At 73.4% G+C, this 18,429-nt stretch carries 16 protein-coding genes; 4 read left to right on the top strand and 12 right to left on the bottom strand.

Going from position 1 to position 18,429, the window contains the following annotated elements; translation table 11 throughout:
* Positions 1-11: 11 nt before the first annotated feature.
* Positions 12-752, bottom strand: coding sequence for an SDR family NAD(P)-dependent oxidoreductase (locus BCAV_RS12455; RefSeq protein ID WP_015882964.1), 741 nt, complete (start codon positions 750-752; stop codon positions 12-14).
* A 56-nt stretch (positions 753-808) separates the two neighbouring features.
* Positions 809-2,293, bottom strand: a complete 1,485-nt coding sequence (locus BCAV_RS12460; protein ID WP_015882965.1) for an MFS transporter — start codon at positions 2,291-2,293, stop codon at positions 809-811.
* A 203-nt stretch (positions 2,294-2,496) separates the two neighbouring features.
* Between BCAV_RS12460 and BCAV_RS12465 the strand changes: the two genes are divergently transcribed.
* Positions 2,497-3,384: a LysR family transcriptional regulator gene (locus BCAV_RS12465; RefSeq protein WP_015882966.1), complete on the top strand. Its 888-nt coding sequence runs from the start codon at positions 2,497-2,499 to the stop codon at positions 3,382-3,384.
* Positions 3,385-3,506: 122 nt separating this feature from the next.
* Here the strand turns inward: BCAV_RS12465 and BCAV_RS12470 are convergent, their stop codons facing one another.
* The 4 genes from BCAV_RS12470 to BCAV_RS21665 all read right to left on the bottom strand — a co-directional run bounded on the left by BCAV_RS12470 (position 3,507) and on the right by BCAV_RS21665 (position 8,332).
* Positions 3,507-4,859, bottom strand: coding sequence for a M16 family metallopeptidase (locus tag BCAV_RS12470; protein ID WP_043347131.1), 1,353 nt, complete (start codon positions 4,857-4,859; stop codon positions 3,507-3,509).
* 1 nt (position 4,860) lies between these two features.
* Positions 4,861-7,095 (bottom strand): polyribonucleotide nucleotidyltransferase, encoded by a 2,235-nt coding sequence (locus BCAV_RS12475; RefSeq protein WP_015882968.1) that lies wholly within the window; start codon positions 7,093-7,095, stop codon positions 4,861-4,863.
* A gap of 183 nt (positions 7,096-7,278) precedes the next feature.
* Positions 7,279-7,548, bottom strand: coding sequence for a 30S ribosomal protein S15 (gene rpsO / locus BCAV_RS12480; RefSeq protein WP_015882969.1), 270 nt, complete (start codon positions 7,546-7,548; stop codon positions 7,279-7,281).
* Positions 7,549-7,666: 118 nt separating this feature from the next.
* Entirely contained in the window at positions 7,667-8,332 is a 666-nt protein-coding gene (locus BCAV_RS21665) for a TetR/AcrR family transcriptional regulator (RefSeq protein ID WP_015882970.1), read from the bottom strand.
* An 88-nt stretch (positions 8,333-8,420) separates the two neighbouring features.
* Here BCAV_RS21665 and BCAV_RS12490 point away from each other — a divergent pair, with 88 nt between their 5' ends.
* Complete coding sequence (locus tag BCAV_RS12490) at positions 8,421-9,182, top strand: alpha/beta fold hydrolase (protein WP_015882971.1); 762 nt, start codon at positions 8,421-8,423, stop codon at positions 9,180-9,182.
* 16 nt (positions 9,183-9,198) lie between these two features.
* Here BCAV_RS12490 and BCAV_RS12495 read toward each other — a convergent pair whose 3' ends face one another.
* A complete protein-coding gene (locus BCAV_RS12495) occupies positions 9,199-9,825 on the bottom strand; it encodes a response regulator transcription factor (protein WP_015882972.1) in 627 nt (208 codons plus the stop codon).
* Positions 9,822-11,042: a sensor histidine kinase gene (locus BCAV_RS12500; RefSeq protein ID WP_043347135.1), complete on the bottom strand. Its 1,221-nt coding sequence runs from the start codon at positions 11,040-11,042 to the stop codon at positions 9,822-9,824. The genes BCAV_RS12495 and BCAV_RS12500 overlap by 4 nt, the downstream gene beginning before the upstream one ends.
* Before the next feature lie 173 nt (positions 11,043-11,215).
* Between BCAV_RS12500 and BCAV_RS12505 the strand changes: the two genes are divergently transcribed.
* Both BCAV_RS12505 and BCAV_RS12510 read left to right on the top strand, forming a co-directional pair.
* Positions 11,216-12,322, top strand: coding sequence for an ABC transporter permease (locus BCAV_RS12505; protein ID WP_015882974.1), 1,107 nt, complete (start codon positions 11,216-11,218; stop codon positions 12,320-12,322).
* A 10-nt stretch (positions 12,323-12,332) separates the two neighbouring features.
* Complete coding sequence (locus BCAV_RS12510) at positions 12,333-13,031, top strand: ABC transporter ATP-binding protein (protein ID WP_015882975.1); 699 nt, start codon at positions 12,333-12,335, stop codon at positions 13,029-13,031.
* A gap of 13 nt (positions 13,032-13,044) precedes the next feature.
* Here the strand turns inward: BCAV_RS12510 and BCAV_RS12515 are convergent, their stop codons facing one another.
* The 4 genes from BCAV_RS12515 to infB all read right to left on the bottom strand — a co-directional run bounded on the left by BCAV_RS12515 (position 13,045) and on the right by infB (position 18,394).
* Positions 13,045-14,046 carry a bifunctional riboflavin kinase/FAD synthetase gene (locus BCAV_RS12515; RefSeq protein WP_015882976.1) on the bottom strand — a complete coding sequence of 334 codons (1,002 nt, stop codon included), beginning with the start codon at positions 14,044-14,046 and terminating at the stop codon, positions 13,045-13,047.
* A gap of 81 nt (positions 14,047-14,127) precedes the next feature.
* Positions 14,128-15,051: a tRNA pseudouridine(55) synthase TruB gene (gene truB, locus BCAV_RS12520; RefSeq protein WP_015882977.1), complete on the bottom strand. Its 924-nt coding sequence runs from the start codon at positions 15,049-15,051 to the stop codon at positions 14,128-14,130.
* Complete coding sequence (rbfA, locus tag BCAV_RS12525; protein WP_015882978.1) at positions 15,048-15,527, bottom strand: 30S ribosome-binding factor RbfA; 480 nt, start codon at positions 15,525-15,527, stop codon at positions 15,048-15,050. The genes truB and rbfA overlap by 4 nt, the downstream gene beginning before the upstream one ends.
* Positions 15,524-18,394 carry a translation initiation factor IF-2 gene (infB, locus tag BCAV_RS12530; protein ID WP_015882979.1) on the bottom strand — a complete coding sequence of 957 codons (2,871 nt, stop codon included), beginning with the start codon at positions 18,392-18,394 and terminating at the stop codon, positions 15,524-15,526. The genes rbfA and infB overlap by 4 nt, the downstream gene beginning before the upstream one ends.
* Between the last annotated feature and the right edge of the window lie 35 nt (positions 18,395-18,429).

Here is an 18,429-nt window from a genome sequence, read left to right on the forward strand (position 1 = left end):
CTGACGGCGACTCAGCCGCGACCGAGCAGCGCGCCGCCGTTGACCTGCAGGATCTGCCCGGTGGTCCAGCCGGCGTCGGGCGAGGCGAGGTAGGCGACCGCGGCCGCGACCTCGTCCGGCGTGCCCGGCCGGTCCATCGGGATCTGCGCGAGCCGCGACGACACGACCTCGTCGGTGAGCCGGCCGGCCCAGAACTCCGTGTCGGGCACGAAGCCCGGCGCCACGGCGTTCACCGTGATGCCCTCGGGCGCCAGCTCGGTCGCGAGGCCCATGACCCACGCGTTCATCGCCCCCTTCGCCGCGCCGTACGCGCCGCCGCCGCGCAGCCCCGCGATCGAGCTCATCGCGACGATCCGGCCACCCGGCCGCGCCAGGTGATCCCGGAGCGCGGAGAACAGCAGCACGGCGGAGAGGACGTTGTTGTCGAACGCCGACCGCCAACCGTCGGCGATCTCGGCGAGCGTGCCCCCGCCGCCACCCGAGCCGCCGGCGTTCAGCACGAGCACGTCGACCGGAGCACCGGCGACGAGACGCTCGCTGAGCGCCGCGACGTCGTCCGGCACGACGAGGTCGCCGGTCTCGACGCTGACGGCTGCGCGCCCGACGACGTCGTCGATACGCCGCGCCGTCTCCTCGAGGACCTCACGACGGCGTCCGACGATGACGACGTCGGCCCCGTCCCGCGCCAGCCGCTCGGCGACCGCCGCGCCGATCCCCGTCCCGCCGCCGGTCACGACCGCACGCCTCGCCATGGATGCCCTCCCGTGTCGTCGAGGCCCCGAGGGACGGGACCACGGACCAGGGTAGGTCAGGCTGCGCGGGCCGCCCCGGACGCGGCCGGCTGAGGCACTGCAGGCGTCTCGCTGCCGGCGCGCGGCACGACGTAGACGATGCCCCGACCCGGGCGGTCGTGCAGGATGACGCGGGGCACGAGCTTGCCGCGCCGGGCCAGCACGATCCCGACCACGACGGCGCCGAGCAGCGGCCCGAGCCCGCAGGCGAACATCGCAGCGTGCGCCCCGAACGCCGTCGCGATCGCGCCGATCAGCGTCCCGGAGGCGGCCTGAGCGCCGAACAGCACCAGGATGTACAGGGCCATGACACGGCCACGCATCTGCGGGGCGACGGCCGTCTGGACGAGCGTGTTCCCGCCGGTGAGGTACAGCAGAGACGCCGCACCGACGGCGATCAGCGCCGGCGCGAACACCCACACGGACCCGAGCGACGCCGCGACGATCTCCAGGACACCCAGCACCGCGGCCGTCGCGACGAGGTGTCGCAGCCGCAGGTTCACCCGGCGCGTGGACGCGAGCGCGCCGAGCACCGCGCCGATCGCGACGCAGGAGTTCAGCAGCCCGTAGCCGCCCGCGCCGATGTCGAAGACGTCGTCCGCGTAGGCCGCGAGCACCGTCGCGAGGTTGATCCCGCTGACGGCCACGAAACCGACGAGCACGACCGCCCAGAGGATCTCGGGCTTGCCCTTGACGTAGCGCAGACCCTCTCGGAGCTGACCGCGGGCGCGTTCGACGCGCGGGGCGAGCCGCAGCTCCGTCGGGTGCATGGCGGCCAGGAGCGAGACGGCGACCGCCCCGGCCATCGAGTTCACCACGAACGCCCAGCCCTCACCGACGGCGGCGATCGCGACCCCGGCGAGAGCCGGACCCGCGAGCCCGCCGAGTTGGAACACCGTCGAGTTGATGCTGATCGCGTTCCGCAGGTGCTCCGGTCCGGCGACCTCGACGACGAACGCCTGGCGCGCCGGGTTGTCGACGACCGTCGCGAGGCCGAGGAAGCCGGCGCTGACGAGGATGTGCCACGGCTGGATGTGACCCGTGAGCGTGAGCACGCCGAGCACCAGTGCGGAGAGCGCGAACAGCGACTGCGTGATCATGAGGATCACGCGCTTGTTGTAGCGGTCCGCGATGACTCCACCCCAGAGGCCGAACAGGAGCATCGGCCCGAGCTGCAGGGTGACGGTGAGCCCCACCATCGCGACGCTGCCGGTGAGGCTGAGGATGAGCCAGTCCTGCGCCACCCGCTGCATCCAGCCGCACGGGTTCGTGAGGAGCTGGGAGATGACGTAGAGCCGGTAGTTGCGCACCTTCAGCGAGTCGAGCGCGGAGCGCACACCGGTCGGCTCGGCGACGGGCCGGGTCGGTTCCGGCGTCGGCGCCGCGACGGGCGTCGTCACGGCGACGGGCTCGGGGAGGGGCGTCGGGATCGGCGGCGGCGTCGTCGGCGTCGGGATCGTTCTCGTAGGGGCGGCGGGCGTGGCGGCGACGGCCGTGGTCACGGTGGGTCCTCGGGGCAGCGTTCGGAGCGAGTAAGAGTCGGGAGCGGTCGTGGATCGGGTCGATGATGTGGTCCGGACCGCGTTCACGGTAACCCGGCGCGTCGCCATTTACGAAATCTATGCGTACTATCAATGTCATTCGACGCGCAAATGAGTAACGTCAGCGTCAAGGGCGACTGTCCTCCCGGCGAAAGGCACCTGAAGTGTTCGACCCGACGCACCTGCGGACGTTCCTCGCCGTCGCGCGCACCTTGAGCTTCACCCAGGCCGCGGCGCAGCTCGGGATCAGTCAGCCGAGCGTCAGCCAGCACGTCCGCCGGCTCGAGGAGGCGGCCGGTCGGCAGCTCCTCGTGCGCGACACACGCGCCGTCTCCCTCACGGACAACGGCGAGGCGATGGCGGGCTTCGCCCGGTCGATCCTCGCCGCGCACGACGAGGCCGCGAGCTACTTCACCGGCACCGCGATGCGCGGACGCCTGAGGTTCGGCGCCGCCGACGACCTGGCCATCGCCCAGCTGCCCGGCGTGCTGCGCACGTTCCGGCAGCGGCACCCGCAGATCAACCTCGAGCTGACCGTCACGCAGACGGCGGCGCTGCAGCGCAGGCTTGCCGCGAACCAGCTCGACCTCGTGTTCGTCAAGGAGCCGCCGGGCGAGACGTCCGGCCGCGTCGTGCGTCGGGACCGCCTCGTCTGGATCGGGCTCCCGGGCACCCGGCTGCCCGACGACGCTCCCCTCCCCCTCATCACGTACGCGGCGCCGTCGCTCAGCAAGACCACGGCGGTGCGTGCGCTCGCCGAGGCCGGACGGACCTGGCGCATCACGTGCAAGACGCTCGAGGTCAACGGCGTGCTGGCGGCCGTTCGCGCGGGAATCGGGATCGCCGTCTACCCGGCGAGCCTCGTTCCCGACGACGTCCAGGTGCTCCCCGGGACGCTCGGCCTGCCGGAGCTGGGCGACATCGACATCACGCTCGTCGCGAACCCCCGCTCCCCGAAAGAGCCGATCGAGGCGCTCACGGCGGCGATCCTGCGCCAGCCGTTCCCGAGCACGACGGCGGCGCCGAGCGACGACGACGTCGCAGCCCCCTGACGTTCGCGAGAGGTTCTGTGCGCGACCGCGAGAGGATCGCAGTGATCCTCTCGCGAACGCGCACACTTCCTCTCGCGGTCGTGCACAGAACCTCTCGCGGAAGTGGGGGCGACGAGGGAGCGTCAGCGGGCGAGGGCCTCGCCCGCGATGTCGTGGTCGAAGGGGCCGACGACGACGAGCGAGCGCGGCCCCGCCGCGAGCTCGGCGGCCAGCTCCCGGACGTCGTCGGCGGTGACCGCCCGCAACCGCTCGAGCGTCTCGTCCACGCTCACGAGCTCCCCGAACACGATCTCCGAGCGGCCGAGGCGCGACATGCGTGAGCCGCTGTCCTCGAGCCCGAGCACGAGCGACCCCGACAGCTGGCCGACCCCCCGCTCGAGCTCCTCGGCGGTGATCCCGTCGGCCGCGAGCTGCTCCCACTGCTCGCCGAGGATCCGCGTGACGTCGGCGACCTTCGACGGGGCGCACCCGGCGTAGACGCCGAACGCGCCCGCCTCGGCGTAGCCGGTGGCGAACGAGTAGACCGAGTAGGCGAGCCCGCGCCGTTCCCTGACCTCCTGGAACAGCCGCGACGACATCCCGCCGCCGAGGACGGCGTTCAGCACGGACATCGTGAACCGCCGCGGGTCCGTCGCCACCAGGCCGGGGGCGCCGAGGACGACGTTGGCCTGCTCGGTCGAGCGGCGCACGGTGATCGCGGTCCCGGCGTCCGGGAGACCGGCCACGGTGCCGCCGGCGACGCGGCGAGACACCGGCGCGGCAGCGTCGTCGAGGGTCCACGGACCGGCGACGCCGTCGGCGATCTGCGCGCACAGGGCCTCGTGGTCGACGCTGCCCGCCGCCGTCACCACGAGCTCCGGCGGCGCGTAGGTGCGCCGATAGTGCTCCCAGACGGCGTCCCGCGGGACGCTCCTGATCGAGCCGGGCGTCCCTCCGATCGGCCGTCCCAGCGGGTGCGCCCCGAACACGGCTGCCGCGAACTGCTCGTGCGCGACGTCGCTCGGGTCGTCGTCGTTCATCGCGAGCTCTTCGAGGATCACCCCGCGCTCGGTCTCGAACTCACCGGCGTCGAGCGTCGCGGACGTCACCATGTCGGTGATGACGTCCACGGCCATCGGCAGGTCGGCGTCGAGCACCCGGGCGTAGTAGCAGGTGTACTCCTTGCCCGTCGACGCGTTCGCCTCGCCGCCGACGGCGTCGAACGCCGTCGCGATCTCCATCGCGTCGCGGCGCGCCGTGCCCTTGAAGAGCAGGTGCTCGAGGAAGTGGGTCGACCCGTGGTGCCCGTCGTGCTCGTCCCGCGAGCCGACGGCGATCCAGGCGCCCATGCTCACCGAACGCTGACCGGGCATCGACTCGGTCAGCACCCGGATGCCGCCCGGCAGGACGGAACGCCGCACGAGGGCGCCGCCGTCCTGCTCGAGCGTCAGCTCCGTGCCCGGCCCCGAAGGGCCGAGCACCAGCTCCGTGCCCACCTCAGGCGTCGGCGGTGGCCGTGGACGCCTCGGCGGGAGCGTCGTCGGCCGGCGTCTCCTCGACGACGGCGTGCAGCGACAGCTTGCCGCGCGGGTCGATCTCGGCGATCTCCACCTGGACCTTCTGACCGACACCGAGGACGTCCTCGACGTTCTCCACGCGCTTGCCGCCCACGAGGCGACGGATCTGCGAGATGTGCAGGAGGCCGTCCTTGCCCGGGGTGAGCGAGACGAACGCGCCGAACGACGTCGTCTTCACGACGGTCCCGACGAAGCGCTCCCCGACCTCCGGCATGTGCGGGTTGGCGATCGCGTTGATCGCCTGCCGCGCCGCCTCGGCCGACGGGCCGTCGGTCGCGCCGATGAACACCGTGCCGTCGTCCTCGATGGAGATGTCGGCGCCCGTGTCGTCCTGGATCTGGTTGATCATCTTGCCCTTCGGGCCGATGACCTCGCCGATCTTGTCGACGGGCACCTGGACGGTGATGACGCGGGGCGCCGTCGCGGCCATCTCGTCCGGCGTGTCGATGGCCTCGGCCATGACGTCGAGGATGTGCAGCCGGGCCTCGCGAGCCTGGGACAGCGCGCCCGCGAGCACGGAGGCCGGGATGCCGTCGAGCTTCGTGTCGAGCTGGATGGCCGTCACGAACTCGCGCGTTCCGGCGACCTTGAAGTCCATGTCGCCGAAGGCGTCCTCGGCGCCGAGGATGTCGGTGAGCGTCGCGTAGCGCGTCTCGCCGTCCACCTCGTCGGACACGAGACCCATCGCGATGCCCGCGACCGGGGCGCGCAGCGGCACGCCGGCGTTGAGCATCGACAGCGTCGAGGCGCAGACCGAGCCCATCGACGTCGAGCCGTTGGAGCTCAGCGCCTCGGACACCTGGCGGATCGCGTACGGGAACTCGTCGCGGGCCGGGAGCACCGGCACGAGCGCACGCTCGGCGAGCGCACCGTGACCGATCTCGCGCCGCTTCGGGCTGCCGACCCGGCCGGTCTCACCGGTGGAGTAGGGCGGGAAGTTGTAGTTGTGCATGTACCGCTTGCGCGAGACGGGCGAGAGCGTGTCGAGCTGCTGCTCCATCTTGAGCATGTTGAGCGTCGTGACGCCGAGGATCTGCGTCTCGCCGCGCTCGAACAGAGCCGACCCGTGCACGCGCGGGAGCACCTCGACCTCGGCGGTCAGGGGACGGATGTCCTTGAGGCCGCGGCCGTCGATGCGGAAGCTGTCCGTGAGGATGTGACGCCGGATGAACTTCTTGGTCAGCGCGCGGTAGGCGGCCGACAGCTCCTTCTCCCGGCCGTCGAACCCGGCCTGGAGGGCGCCGACGGCGGCGTCCTTGATCTCGTCGAGGCGGGACTCGCGCTCCTGCTTGTCGGCGATACGGAGGGCGGCGTCGAGGTGGTCGGCCACCTGCTGCTCGACGGCGTCGTACGCGTCGGGCTCGTACTCGGGGAAGACCGGGAAGACCTGGACCTCCTTCGCCGCACGCGAGGCGAGAGCGGCCTGCGCCTCGCACAGCGCGCGGATGAAGGGCTTCGCGGCCTCGAGGCCCTCGGCCACGACCTCTTCGGTCGGCGCGCCGGCGCCCTCGCCCTTGATGAGCTCCCAGGCGTTGTCGGTGGCCTCGGCCTCGACCATCGTGATCGCGACGTCGTCGCCCACCACACGGCCGGCGACGACCATGTCGAAGACGGCGCGCTCCTTCTCGCTGTAGCGCGGGAAACCGACCCAGGTGCCGTCGATCAGGGCGACGCGGACGCCGCCGACCGGGCCGGAGAACGGCAGGCCGGAGATCTGCGTCGACGCCGACGCCGCGTTGATCGCGAGGACGTCGTAGGAGTCGTCCGGGTGGATGGCGAGGATGGTCTCGACGACCTGGACCTCGTTGCGCAGACCCTTGACGAACAGGGGGCGCAGCGGCCGGTCGATGAGCCGGCAGGCGAGGATCGCCTCGGTCGAGGGGCGGCCCTCGCGGCGGAAGAACGAGCCGGGGATCTTGCCGGCGGCGTACTGGCGCTCCTCGACGTCGACGGTCAGCGGGAAGAAGTCGAACTGCTCCTTCGGGTGCTTGCCGGCGGCCGTCGTCGAGAGCACGACGGTGTCCTCGTCGAGCGTGGCGAGCACGGCGCCGGCGGCCTGCTTGGCGAGGCGGCCGGTCTCGAACCGGACGGTGCGGGTGCCGAAGCGACCGTTGTCGATCGTGGCTTCGGCGAACTGGATCTCGGGACCCTCCATGGGTGCCCTCCTTCGTGATCGTTCCCCGGCGGCCGGCGTCGGTGCTCGATCGAGGCGCTCGGACCACCTGGTCCGGGAGCCACTACCGAGGACCGACTCGAAGTGGTCGGGCGGGGAGTGTGGGGGTTTCAGTTGTGACGCACGTCGGCCCGGACCCCTCCGGGCCCGGGCCGGTGCGCGGTGCTAGCGGCGCAGACCGAGCCGCTCGATGAGCGCGCGGTAGCGGTTCACGTCGACCTTCTGCAGGTATCCCAGCAGCCGACGGCGCTGGCCGACCAGCAGCATGAGGCCGCGGCGGCTGTGGTGGTCGTGCTTGTGGGTCTTGAGGTGCTCGGTGAGGTCCTTGATGCGCTGGCTGAGCATCGCGATCTGGACCTCGGGCGAACCGGTGTCACCCTCGTGCGTCGCGTACTCGGTGATGATGGTCTGCTTCACGGCGGCGTCGAGAGCCACGGTTCTCCTTCATTGTCTCGTTGCGCGGCGCGCCGGGGCTGGTCCACCCGGGCATGCGTCATCCGCGGCCGATCTGACGGCGGAGCCACTCTACCAGGGACGACGGCGGTGGCCGCGTTCAGGCTGGTCGTGGGCCTTGGTCTCGCGCCTCGATGCCGTCGAGGATCATCTCCAGCCCCTCGTCGTAGAGCCTACCGAGGGTCTCCCGAACCCCACCTTCGCCGCCCTCCGCCGTCCGCAACCACGCGAGACCGGGCCAGGCGGAGTCGTCAGCCAGGAGGTCCGGGATCACACTCGCTCCTTCCGGTTCCTCCCACGGACCGCCCGGGATGCCGGCGAGCGCGGCCGTCCCCAGCACGAACGAGGTGATGAGCTGAATCACCGCGAGGGCGGCGAGCGGCTGAGCGCCGGCGGCGCGCAACCGGCCGGCGAGCTCCTCGTTCACGCGCACCTGGCTCTCCTCGGCCCCGGTGGCGAGCACAACGGGGGCCAGTCCCGGGTGCACGAGCAGGGGTTCGAGAAGCGCATCCGCATAGGTCCGCAGCGTGACTCTCCGGTCCGCGACGCCCGTCCGGCGCATGCGGCTCAGCACGCCCTCCCAGACCTGCTCCCGAAGCCCGGCGAGCACGTCGTCCTTGTTCGCGACGTGCCGGTACAGGGACATCGCCTCGACGCCGCACTCGCGACCGAGCCGGCGCATCGTCAGGCCGTCGACGCCCTCGGCGTCGACGATCGCCAGAGCGGCGGCGAGCACCCGCTCCCGGCTGAGGCCGACTCCGCGCACGTGCCCTCCCTTCCGGTCGCGTCGCGGCCACGCTACCTTACGTCGTATGCTTACGTTGTAAGCGCCTCGAGGAGACGGAGAACCGAACATGTACGTCGCGGAGCACCGCAGCGGGACGGGCGAGACGGTCGTGCTCCTGCACGGCGGCAACGTCGCCGGCTGGACGTGGGCCGACCAGGTCGCGCACCTGCGCACCCACACGCTGGTGCCGGACCTCCCCGGCTTCGGGGCGAGCAGCGGCGAGGAGTGGCACTCTCTCGCGGACACCGCCGCCCAGATCGCGGACGTCATCGAGAGCAGGGCAGCCGGTGGCCGAGCGCACGTGGTCGGCATGTCGCTCGGCGCCGTCGTGGGCCTCCACCTGCTGGCTCAGCGGCCCGACGTCGTCCGCTCCGCGCTGCTGACCGGCGCCCCCGGGGGCGGCGTCGGCCACGTCACTCGCGCCGCCGCACGCGTCCAGGTCGCGCTCTGGAACCGGCGCTGGTTCTGGGAGGCGATGGCGCGCGCGTTCCGGCTGCCGGATGCCGAGGCGCGCCGGATGTTCGTCGACGGCGGCATGGACATCCGCCAGGAGACGGCGAAGCGGATGATGGCCGAGCTGTTCGCGGGCGCACTGCCGCAGGGCCTGGACGCGGCGGACGTCCCGGTGCTCCTACTGGCCGGCGCACGGGAACCGCGGGAGATCGCGCGGTCCAACGTCGCCGTCGCCCGGGTGCTCCCCCGGGCGGAGGTCCGGACGGTCCCGCGGATGCACCACGCCTGGAGCGCCGAGGACCCGGAGCTCTTCAACCGCGTCATGCAGACGTGGCTCGACGGCGCCCGCGTGGACCCGGCCCTCACCGCCGCCTGACGGCGCCACGGGCGTCTCAGTCGCGCAGCAGACCGCGCTGCCGGGCGACGGCGACCGCCGCCGTCCGCGAGTCGACGCCGAGCTTGTCGTAGACGTGCGCGAGATGCGTCTTCACCGTGGCCCGGGACAGGAACAGCTCGCGGGCGACGTCGTCGTTCGACCGTCCGCGTGCCACCAGCTCGAGCACCTCGAGCTCGCGGCGCGTGAGCGCGAGGCCGGGCGAACGCATCCGCCCGAGCAACCGACGCTGGACGGCGGGGCCGAGCGCCACCTCGCCCGCCGCCGCCGCGCGGATCGCCTGCGCGAGCTCCTCCGTGGGTGCCTCCTTGAGGAGGTAGCCGCGGGCTCCCGCCTCGATGGCGGCGAGGATGTCGGCGTCGGTGTCGTACGTCGTGAGGATGAGCACCGGGGGGCCGCCGGCCGCGACGATCTCCCGCGTCGCCTCGGCGCCACCCAGCCCGTCGGGGCCGAACCGGAGGTCGCACAGCACGACGTCGGCGTCGACACCCAGCCGGACCCGCCGCACGAGCTCCTCGGCCGTGCTCACCTCCGCCACGACCCGCATGTCCGGCTGGCTCTCGACGACGGCACGGATGCCTGCCCGCACCACCGGGTGGTCGTCGGCCAGCACGATGTCGATCACGTCGGCTCCTCGGCGTCGAGCGGGAGGTGGACGGCGAGCGCGGTGCCCTCACCGGGTGCCGACTCCACGGTGAGCACGCCGCCGAGCTCGGCCAGGCGCGAGCGCATCGCGCGCAGGCCGAACGACCCGCCGTCGGCGGCCCGTGCCGCGGGGTCGAACCCGAGCCCGTCGTCGACGACGTCGAGAGCGACGCCGTCGTCCAGGTAGCTGATGGTCAGGCGGGCACGCCCGGCTCGCGCGTGCTGCGTGACGTTCGCGAGCGCGGACTGCGCGACCCGCAGGAGCGCGGCCTCGGCTGCGGCCGGGAGCGCACGGGGCTCGCCGCTCACCCGCACGTCCACGGGCGGACCGCCATGCTCCGGGACCCGCGCCGCCACGCGCTCGAGCGCCGCCACGAGGTTGCCGCGGGCCAGGTCGGGCGGCGCGAGGTCGGCCACGAACCGGCGCGACTCGGCGAGGTTCGCGTGCGCGGCCTCGCGTGAGGTCGTGACGTGCCGCCGCGCACCGGCGACGTCCCCGCGCTCGAGGGCGGCGTCGGCGGCGCGCAGCAGCAGCTCGATGGAGGAGAACCCCTGGGCGAGCGTGTCGTGGATCTCGCGCGCCAGGCGCTCCCGTTCGGCGACGACGGCGCGTGCGTGCTCCGTCCGGGCGAGGTCGGCCCGGGTCGCCACCAGGTCGACGATGAGCGCCTGCCTGGCCTGCGACTCGCGCACCACCGCCTCGAGCCCGAGCACGACCGTGACGGCGACCGCTCCCCCGATCACCGGCCCCAGCACCGCGCCGACGGGAGCGAACGAGGCGGCGAGCGCGCCGGCGACCGCGAGCGCCGTCGTCAGGGCGACAGCGAGCACGCCGCGGCGCGGACCGAGCACGTGCATCTCGAGGAACATGAGCGGGAACGCGATCCACAGCGCTGCCGGTGTGATGCCGAGCAGCACCGCCCATGTCGCGACGAGCCACGCCGTCCAGGCCACGTGCGGCCACCACAGGCCCCGCGGAGCATCGACCCCCGCGTCCCGCACGCGGATCCTGATCCGGCCGAGCACGTACCCGCCGAGGAGCGCGAGGCCCGCACCGAGCGCCGCCGCTCCGCGCGGCGGCTCGAGGTCGGCGTACGCGGAGACGACGGCGAGCCCGACGAGCGCCACGAGGAGCACGTCGAGAGCCGCCTGCAGCCAGCGTGCAGCGGCGACGGCCATCACCGGACCCGGCTCCATGCCGCCAACGCTAGCCGCGCGACGCGTGCGGCCACCCCGCGAGGACTCGGCCGAAAGGATGAGATCCGCCTCGCCCGCACGGTGCGGGCGAACCGCTCCGCGGGCGGATCCCCCGGGCGGGACGACGCCGGAGGCTGGAACCGTTCCGATCGCACCAGCCCAGGAGTCCCGTCATGTTCGTCGCCCTGCGCGACCTGCGCCACGCGCGAGGACGGTTCGTCCTCATGTCCGTGGTGATCGTCCTCATCACGTTCCTCGTCGGCTTCCTCGCCGCCCTCACCGCGGGGCTGGCGCGCGGCAGCACGTCCGCGATCGCCGACCTGAGCGCCGACCACCTCGCGTTCGCGACACCGGAGGGCGCCGACGAGGGCTCGGCACCCACGTTCACCGAGTCCCAGGTCGACGCCGCCGCCTGGTCCGCGTGGGGCGACGAACCGGGCGTGGAGGCGGCCGACCCGCTCGGCGTCGCCCAGGCGCGTGCGACCGCCGGTGGGACGACGGCCGCCGTCACCGCGTTCGGCGTGGCCGCGGGCACGACCCTCATGCCCGACGGCGTCCCCGCCCCCGACCAGGGCGCCGTCGTCCTGTCGGAGGGCGCCGCGGAGGCACTCGGGGCGGCGCCGGGTGACGCCGTCCAGATGGGCCGGCTGACCCTGACCGTGGCGCCGGCGCCCGCCGTCGACGCCGAGTACAGCCACACGCCCGTGGTGTGGGTCTCGCTCGCGGACTGGCAGGCCGTGGGCGCACCGGGTGCCGCTGACACCGGCGACGCCGGTCAGGTCGCCACGGTGGTCGCGCTCACGACGGAGGACGGCGCGGACCTCGCCGCGGCGGACGCCCGCATCGGCACCCGGACCCTCACCACGCCGGCGTCCCTCGACGCGATCGGCTCGTTCCCCGCGGAGAACACGTCGCTCACCATGATGCAGGCGTTCCTGTTCGCGATCTCGGCGCTCGTGGTGGGCGCGTTCTTCACCGTCTGGACCATCCAGCGCTCCGGCGACATCGCCGTCCTCAAGGCCCTCGGGGCCACGAACCGCTACCTCGTCCGGGACGCGCTCGGGCAGGCCGCCGTCGTGCTCGTGGGTGGCGTCGGGCTGGGGACGGCGCTCGCTGCCGGATCCGCGCTGCTCGCCGGCCGCGTCATGCCCGTGGTCGTCGACGCCGCGACGACGCTGGTCCCCGCGCTCGTCCTCACGGTGCTCGGCCTGGCCGGCGCGGCGCTCGCCGTGTGGCGCATCACCCGTATCGATCCCCACGCCGCGCTCGCGGCCCGCTGAGAGGACTCCCGTGGACCTTCGCCCTGACCTCACGCTCGACGACGTCACGCTCGTCTATCCCGACGGCGACTCGACGCTCACCGCCGTCGACCACGTCTCGCTCACCGTGCCCGCCGGGACGACGACCGCCCTGCTCGGTCCGTCCGGGTCGGGCAAGTCGAGTCTGCTCGCCGTCGCCGCTGCCCTGACGCGACCGACGTCGGGTCAGGTCCGGCTCGGCGACGAGGTCGTGAACTCTCCGACGACGTCACCTGCCGCCGCGACGCTCGTGCGCCTGCGTCGCATCGGGATCGTGTTCCAGCAGCCGCAGCTCATCGGCTCGCTGACGGCGCTCGAGCAGCTCGAGGTGATGGCGCACCTGCGCGGCGAGCGTCCGCGCGCGCGCCGGGCCCGGGCGCTCGAGCTGCTCGACGCCGTCGGCCTCGGCGCATCCGCGCACGCCCGCCCCGCCACGCTCTCCGGCGGGCAGCGGCAGCGGGTCGCGATCGCCCGCGCCCTCATGAACTCACCCGAGGTGCTCCTCGTCGACGAGCCGACGTCCGCGCTCGATCACGAGCGCGGGACGCAGGTGGTCGAGCTGCTCACCTCCCTCACGCGGGAGGCCGGCCTCGCGACGGTCATCGTGAGCCACGACGAGGCGACCCTCGCGTCCGTCGACACCCGCGCCCGGCTGGCCGAGGGCCGGCTGGCCGACGCCGTCGCCGCGTGAGCGCCGCCCGCATTCAGCTCGGGTGTGGAGTGCCCGGGTCGACGTCGACCGTCGCGAGCGGCGCGGGCGCCGGCACGCCGAGCGCGCGGGCCGCGTCCGCGACGTCCTCCCGCATCTGCTCGACCAGCGGGTCGACGCCGTCGAACCGCAGCGTCGGCCGGAGCCGCACCGCGAACTCCACGACGACCTCCTCGCCGTACAGGTCGAGGTCCGTCCGGCCGAGCACGTGCGCCTCGACCTGCCGCACGAGCCCGTCGAACGTCGGGTTCGTACCCACGGAGATCGCGGCCGGCAGGCGGTCACCGCGACCGCCGTCGCGCAGGAGCCAGCCCGCGTAGACGCCGTCAGCGGGAACGGCGCCCGACGCCGCCGGGTCGAGGTTCGCCGTCGGGAACCCGAGCGCCCGGCCGCGGGCCTCGCCGTGCACGACGGCGCCGCGCATCCGGTGCAGCCGACCGAGCACCAGCGCGAGGCCCGCGACGTCACCGGCAGCGAGCAGCTCCCTGGCCCAGGTCGAGGACCACCGTCGCTCGCTCGCGTCGGGGACCACGTCCTCGACGACGTCCACGTCGAACCCGAGCGCGCCGCCGAGCGCCGCCATGGTCCCGCGGTCGCCGGTGTTGCCGGCGCCGAACCGCACGTCGCGCCCGATGACCACGACGACGGGGTGCAGGGCGTCGACGAGGTAACGCCGCACGAAGTGCTCGGGATCCTGCCCCGCGAAGTCCGCCGTGTAGTGCACCACGAGCACGGCGTCGAGCCCGGTCTCGGCGAGCAGCGCGAGCTTGTCCTCGAGCCCCGTCAGCTCCTCGGGAGCGTCCTGCGGGCGGTGCACCCGGGCCGGGTGAGGGTCGAACGTCATCGCGACGGCGAGGGCACCGTTCTCTCGCGCGCGCGCCACGACGTGCGCAAGAACGCCGCGGTGACCGCGGTGCACGCCGTCGAAGTTGCCGATCGTCACGACCGACGTCGTCACGTCCGAGGGCACCTGCCCCAGACCGTGCCAGACCTGCACCCGACCTCCTGATGAGAACGCGCCGGAGGGGATCCGGCCGCGCCCTAGCCTGCCACTGGCGCGGGCACGCGACGAAACGGGCTACGCGGGAGCGAGCACCAGCACCGGCCGCGCGAAGCCGCCCTCGGAGTGCGCGTCCGACTCGGCGGCGTCGACGAGGAGACCGAGCGGCGTCCCGTCCGGCGCGAACGCGGCCACCGGGCCCTGCCTCAAAGACGGCCCCACGCGTCGGCCGTGGCGCACGTCGTCGGACTCGGCGGGCGTGAGGACGCGCACGTCGAACACGCGCTGCAGCACCGTCCCGACGGACAGCAGGGGCAGCTCGGCCGTGCTCGCGTCGAGCGGCACCGCGTCGTCGAGCGAGAATCCGCCGACGTGCGTGCGCCGCAGGGCGGTGAGGTGGCCCCCGACGCCGAGCAGGTCGCCGAGGTCCCGGGCGAGCGCCCGGATGTAGGTCCCGGACGAGCAGACGACCCGCACCCGGACGTCCTGGACCGGCGTCCCGTCCAGCGCCTGTGCGGGGACGACCCCGAGCACGTCGAACACCGCCACGTGCACGCCCCGCGCCGCCAGCTGCACGTCCTCGCCGGCCCGCACCCGCGCGTAGGCACGGCGGCCGTCGACCTTGATCGCGCTGACGGCGCTCGGCACCTGGGAGATGTCGCCGAGGAACGTCGCGACGCCGTCGCGGATCGCCGTGCCGGAGACCTCCGCGGCGCCGGCCGCCGACGTGACCTCGCCCTCGGCGTCGTCGGTCACGGTGGACTGACCGAGCCGGATCGTGGCGATGTACGTCTTGTCCGCGCCGACCAGGTAGGTGAGGAGCCGGGTCGCCCGGCCGACGCCGAGGAGCAGCACCCCGGTCGCCGCCGGGTCGAGCGTCCCGGCGTGCCCGACCTTGCGCGTGCCCAGCAGACGCCGGGCACGCGCCACGACGTCGTGTGACGTCCACTCCGCCTGCTTGTCGACGACGGCGAGCCCGTCCGGCCCCGCCGCCCCGGTCACGAGGGTCGCTCGTCCTCGGCCGGGTCGGCGTCGTCGGCCGAGTCCCCTGCGTCGTCGACAGCCGGCCGGCGGTACGGGTCGGCCTCGCCCGCGTACGTGGCGGTGGCCGCCAGAGCGGCCACCTCCGCGTCACGGGCGGCGGCCTCCCGCAGCGCTTCCTCGACATGCGCTGCGTTCTGCGGCGTCGCGTCGAGCTGGAAGGTCAGCGTCGGGGTGTGCTTGACACCCGTCTGCTTGCCCACCTCCGAGCGCAGGAGGCCCTTGGCCGACTCGAGTGCCGCCGTCGAGCTCGCCAGCTCCTCGGCGTCACCGAGCACCGTGTAGAACACCGTGGCGTGCTGCAGGTCGCCCGTGAGCTCGACGTCGGTCACCGTGACGAACCCGAGCCGCGGATCCTTGATCCGCCGCTCGAGCATCGTCGCCACGATCTCCTTGATGCGGTCCCCGAGCCGCGTGGCCCGGGAGTTCCCGCTCACGACGCGCGCTCCTTCTCCCGCACCTCGAACGTCTCGATGACGTCGCCCTCGCGAAGGTCGTTGAACGAGCCGAGCCCGATACCGCACTCGAACCCGTCGCGGACCTCCGTGACGTCGTCCTTCTCACGACGGAGCGAGCCGATCGACAGGTTGTCCCCGATGACGACGCTGTCCCGCAGCACGCGCGCACTCGCGCCGCGCCGGATGAGGCCCGAGCGGACCCGGGACCCGGCGATGTTGCCGAACTTCGACGAACGGAAGACCTGCAGCACCTCGGCCGTCCCGAGCTGGACCTCCTCGAACTCGGGCTTGAGCATGCCCTTGAGCGAGTTCTCCACGTCCTCGATCGCCGCGTAGATGACCGAGTAGTACCGGATGTCCACGCCCTCGCGATCGGCCAGCTCCGCCACCCGGACATCCGGGCGGACGTTGAAGCCGATGATGATGGCGTTGTCGACCGTGGCGAGGTTGACGTCGTTCTGCGTGATCCCACCGACACCGCGGTGGATGATCCGCAGGTCGACCTCGGCGCCCACGTCGAGCTGGAGCAGTGCGTCCTCGAGCGCCTCGACGGCACCGGAGACGTCGCCCTTGAGCACGAGGTTGAGCGTGGAGACCTTGCCCTGCTCGAGCGCCTGGGTGAAGTCCTCGAGGCTGATGCGCTTGCGACGCTTCGCCAGCGTCGCGGCCCGCTCCGCGGCGTCCCGCTTGTCGGCGATCTGCCGCGCGGTCCGGTCGTCCGGCGCCACGAGGAACGAGTCACCGGCGCGGGGCACCGACGTCAGACCGAGCACCTGGACCGGCCGCGACGGCGTCGCCTCGCTGAGGTTGTCACCGTTCTCGTCGAACATGGCGCGCACGCGGCCGTAGGCCGTGCCGGCGACGATCGAGTCGCCGACCGTGAGCGTGCCGGACTGGACCAGCACCGTCGCGACGGCGCCGCGACCCTTGTCCAGGTTCGCCTCGATGGCCACGCCGCGGGCGTCCTTGTTCGGGTTCGCCCGCAGGTCGAGGGCGGCGTCCGCCGTGAGCAGGACCGCCTCGAGCAGCTCGTCGATGCCGGTGCCGTTCTTCGCCGACACGTTGACGAACATCGTGTCGCCGCCGTACGCCTCCGCCACCAGGTTGTACTCGGTGAGCTGCTGCATCACCTTGTCGGGGTTCGCCCCCTCCTTGTCGACCTTGTTGACGGCGACGACGATCGGGACGTTCGCAGCCTGAGCGTGGTTGAGCGCCTCGATCGTCTGAGGCATCACGCCGTCGTCCGCCGCGACCACGAGGATCGCGATGTCCGTGACGTCCGCACCACGCGCACGCATGGCGGTGAACGCCTCGTGACCCGGGGTGTCGAGGAACGTGACCGCGCGGTCGGCGTCCTCGTGCGTGACGTGCACCTGGTAGGCACCGATGTGCTGCGTGATCCCACCGGCCTCGCCGGCGACGACGTCGGTCGAGCGGATCGCGTCGAGCAGCCTCGTCTTTCCGTGGTCGACGTGACCCATGACGGTGACGACCGGCGGACGGGCCTCGAGGTCCTCGTCGCTCTCCGCGGCCGCCTCGGCATCGAGGTCGATGTCGAACGAGCCGAGCAGCTCGCGCTCCTCGTCCTCCGGCGAGACGATCTCGATGACGTACCCGAGCTCGGCGCCGAGCGCCTCGAACGTGCCGGCGTCGAGCGCCTGCGTCACCGTCGCCATCTCACCGAGGTGGAACAGCACGGTCACGAGGCTCGCGGGGTTCGCGTCGATCCTGTCGGCGAAGTCCGAGAGGCTGGCGCCACGGCGGATCCGGACGACGGTCGTACCGTCGCCGCGAGGAACCTGCACGCCACCGATCGACGGCGCGGACATCTGTTCGAACTCCTGGCGCTTCGCGCGGCGCGACTTGCGTGCGCGGACCGGCTTGCCGCCTGCGCGCCCGAAGGCACCCTGCGTCCCGCCACGACCGCCGCGACCGCTGCGGCCACCGCCGCTGAAGCCACCGCCGCCGCCCGGCGCACCGCCGGGTCCGCCGCGACCGGGCGCACCGCCGAAGCCGCCGCCACCACCGCGACCGCCACCAGGCCCGCCGCGACCGCCGCCGGGGCCACCACTGCCGCCGCGCGCGGGGGCACCGGGCCGTCCGACGGCGCTGCGGCCCGGCATCATGCCGGGCGACGGCCGGGAACCGCCCTGGCCTGAGCCTCCCGGACGCGGGCCGGCCGCACCGGTACCGCCCGGACGCGGGCCGGCTGCGCCGGACCCACCCGGGCGAGGCATGCCCTGACTGGGCGCGAACGGGTTGTTGCCCGGACGCGGGCCACCGCCACCGCTGGGGCGGGGACCGCCGGGACGCGGGCCACCCTGGCCGCCCGGCCGGGGCATGCCCTGGCTCGAGGCGAACGGGTTGTTGCCCGGACGCGGCGTGCGCGTGTCGGCGGGCTTCTCGGCCGCGCGGGGCGCGGGGCGCGGACCCGGCGTGGCCGGGCGTGCCTGTGCCGCCGGTCGCTCCGCGGCGGGTGCCTCGGGGACCTCGGCCTCCCGGCTGGGAGCGGGCGGCTCCGGTGCCGCGACGGGCGCCTCCGGCGCCGCCACCACCTCGGGCGCTGCCGGGGGTGCGGGCTCTGCTGGGGCCTCCTCGACGGGGGGCGCCGGCGCTGCCTTCGGGGCCGGCTTCGGCGCACGCGCGGGCTTCGGCGCCGCTGGGGCACCGTTCGCCGCGCCACCGGAATCGGCGGGGAACGACTCGCGCAGACGCCGGACCACAGGGGCCTCGATCGTCGAGGACGCAGACTTCACGAACTCACCCAGCTCATTCAGCTTGGCGAGCACCGTCTTGCTGTCGACGCCGAGCTCGCGTGCGAGCTCGTGGACGCGGACCTTTGCCACAACTCTCCTGTCTCGGTCCGCCCCGGACAGGGAGG

The organism is Beutenbergia cavernae DSM 12333, from assembly GCF_000023105.1.
GTDB lineage: Bacteria > Actinomycetota > Actinomycetes > Actinomycetales > Beutenbergiaceae > Beutenbergia > Beutenbergia cavernae.

Excerpts from the sequence above, each read along its gene's own strand:
- BCAV_RS12455 (WP_015882964.1), bottom strand. The coding sequence starts at position 752 with ATGGCGAGGCGTGCGGTCGTGACCGGCGGCGGGACGGGGATCGGCGCG.
- BCAV_RS12490 (WP_015882971.1), top strand. The coding sequence starts at position 8,421 with ATGTACGTCGCGGAGCACCGCAGCGGGACGGGCGAGACGGTCGTGCTC.
- BCAV_RS12505 (WP_015882974.1), top strand. The coding sequence starts at position 11,216 with ATGTTCGTCGCCCTGCGCGACCTGCGCCACGCGCGAGGACGGTTCGTC.
- BCAV_RS12500 (WP_043347135.1), bottom strand. The coding sequence starts at position 11,042 with ATGGAGCCGGGTCCGGTGATGGCCGTCGCCGCTGCACGCTGGCTGCAG.
- BCAV_RS12475 (WP_015882968.1), bottom strand. The coding sequence starts at position 7,095 with ATGGAGGGTCCCGAGATCCAGTTCGCCGAAGCCACGATCGACAACGGT.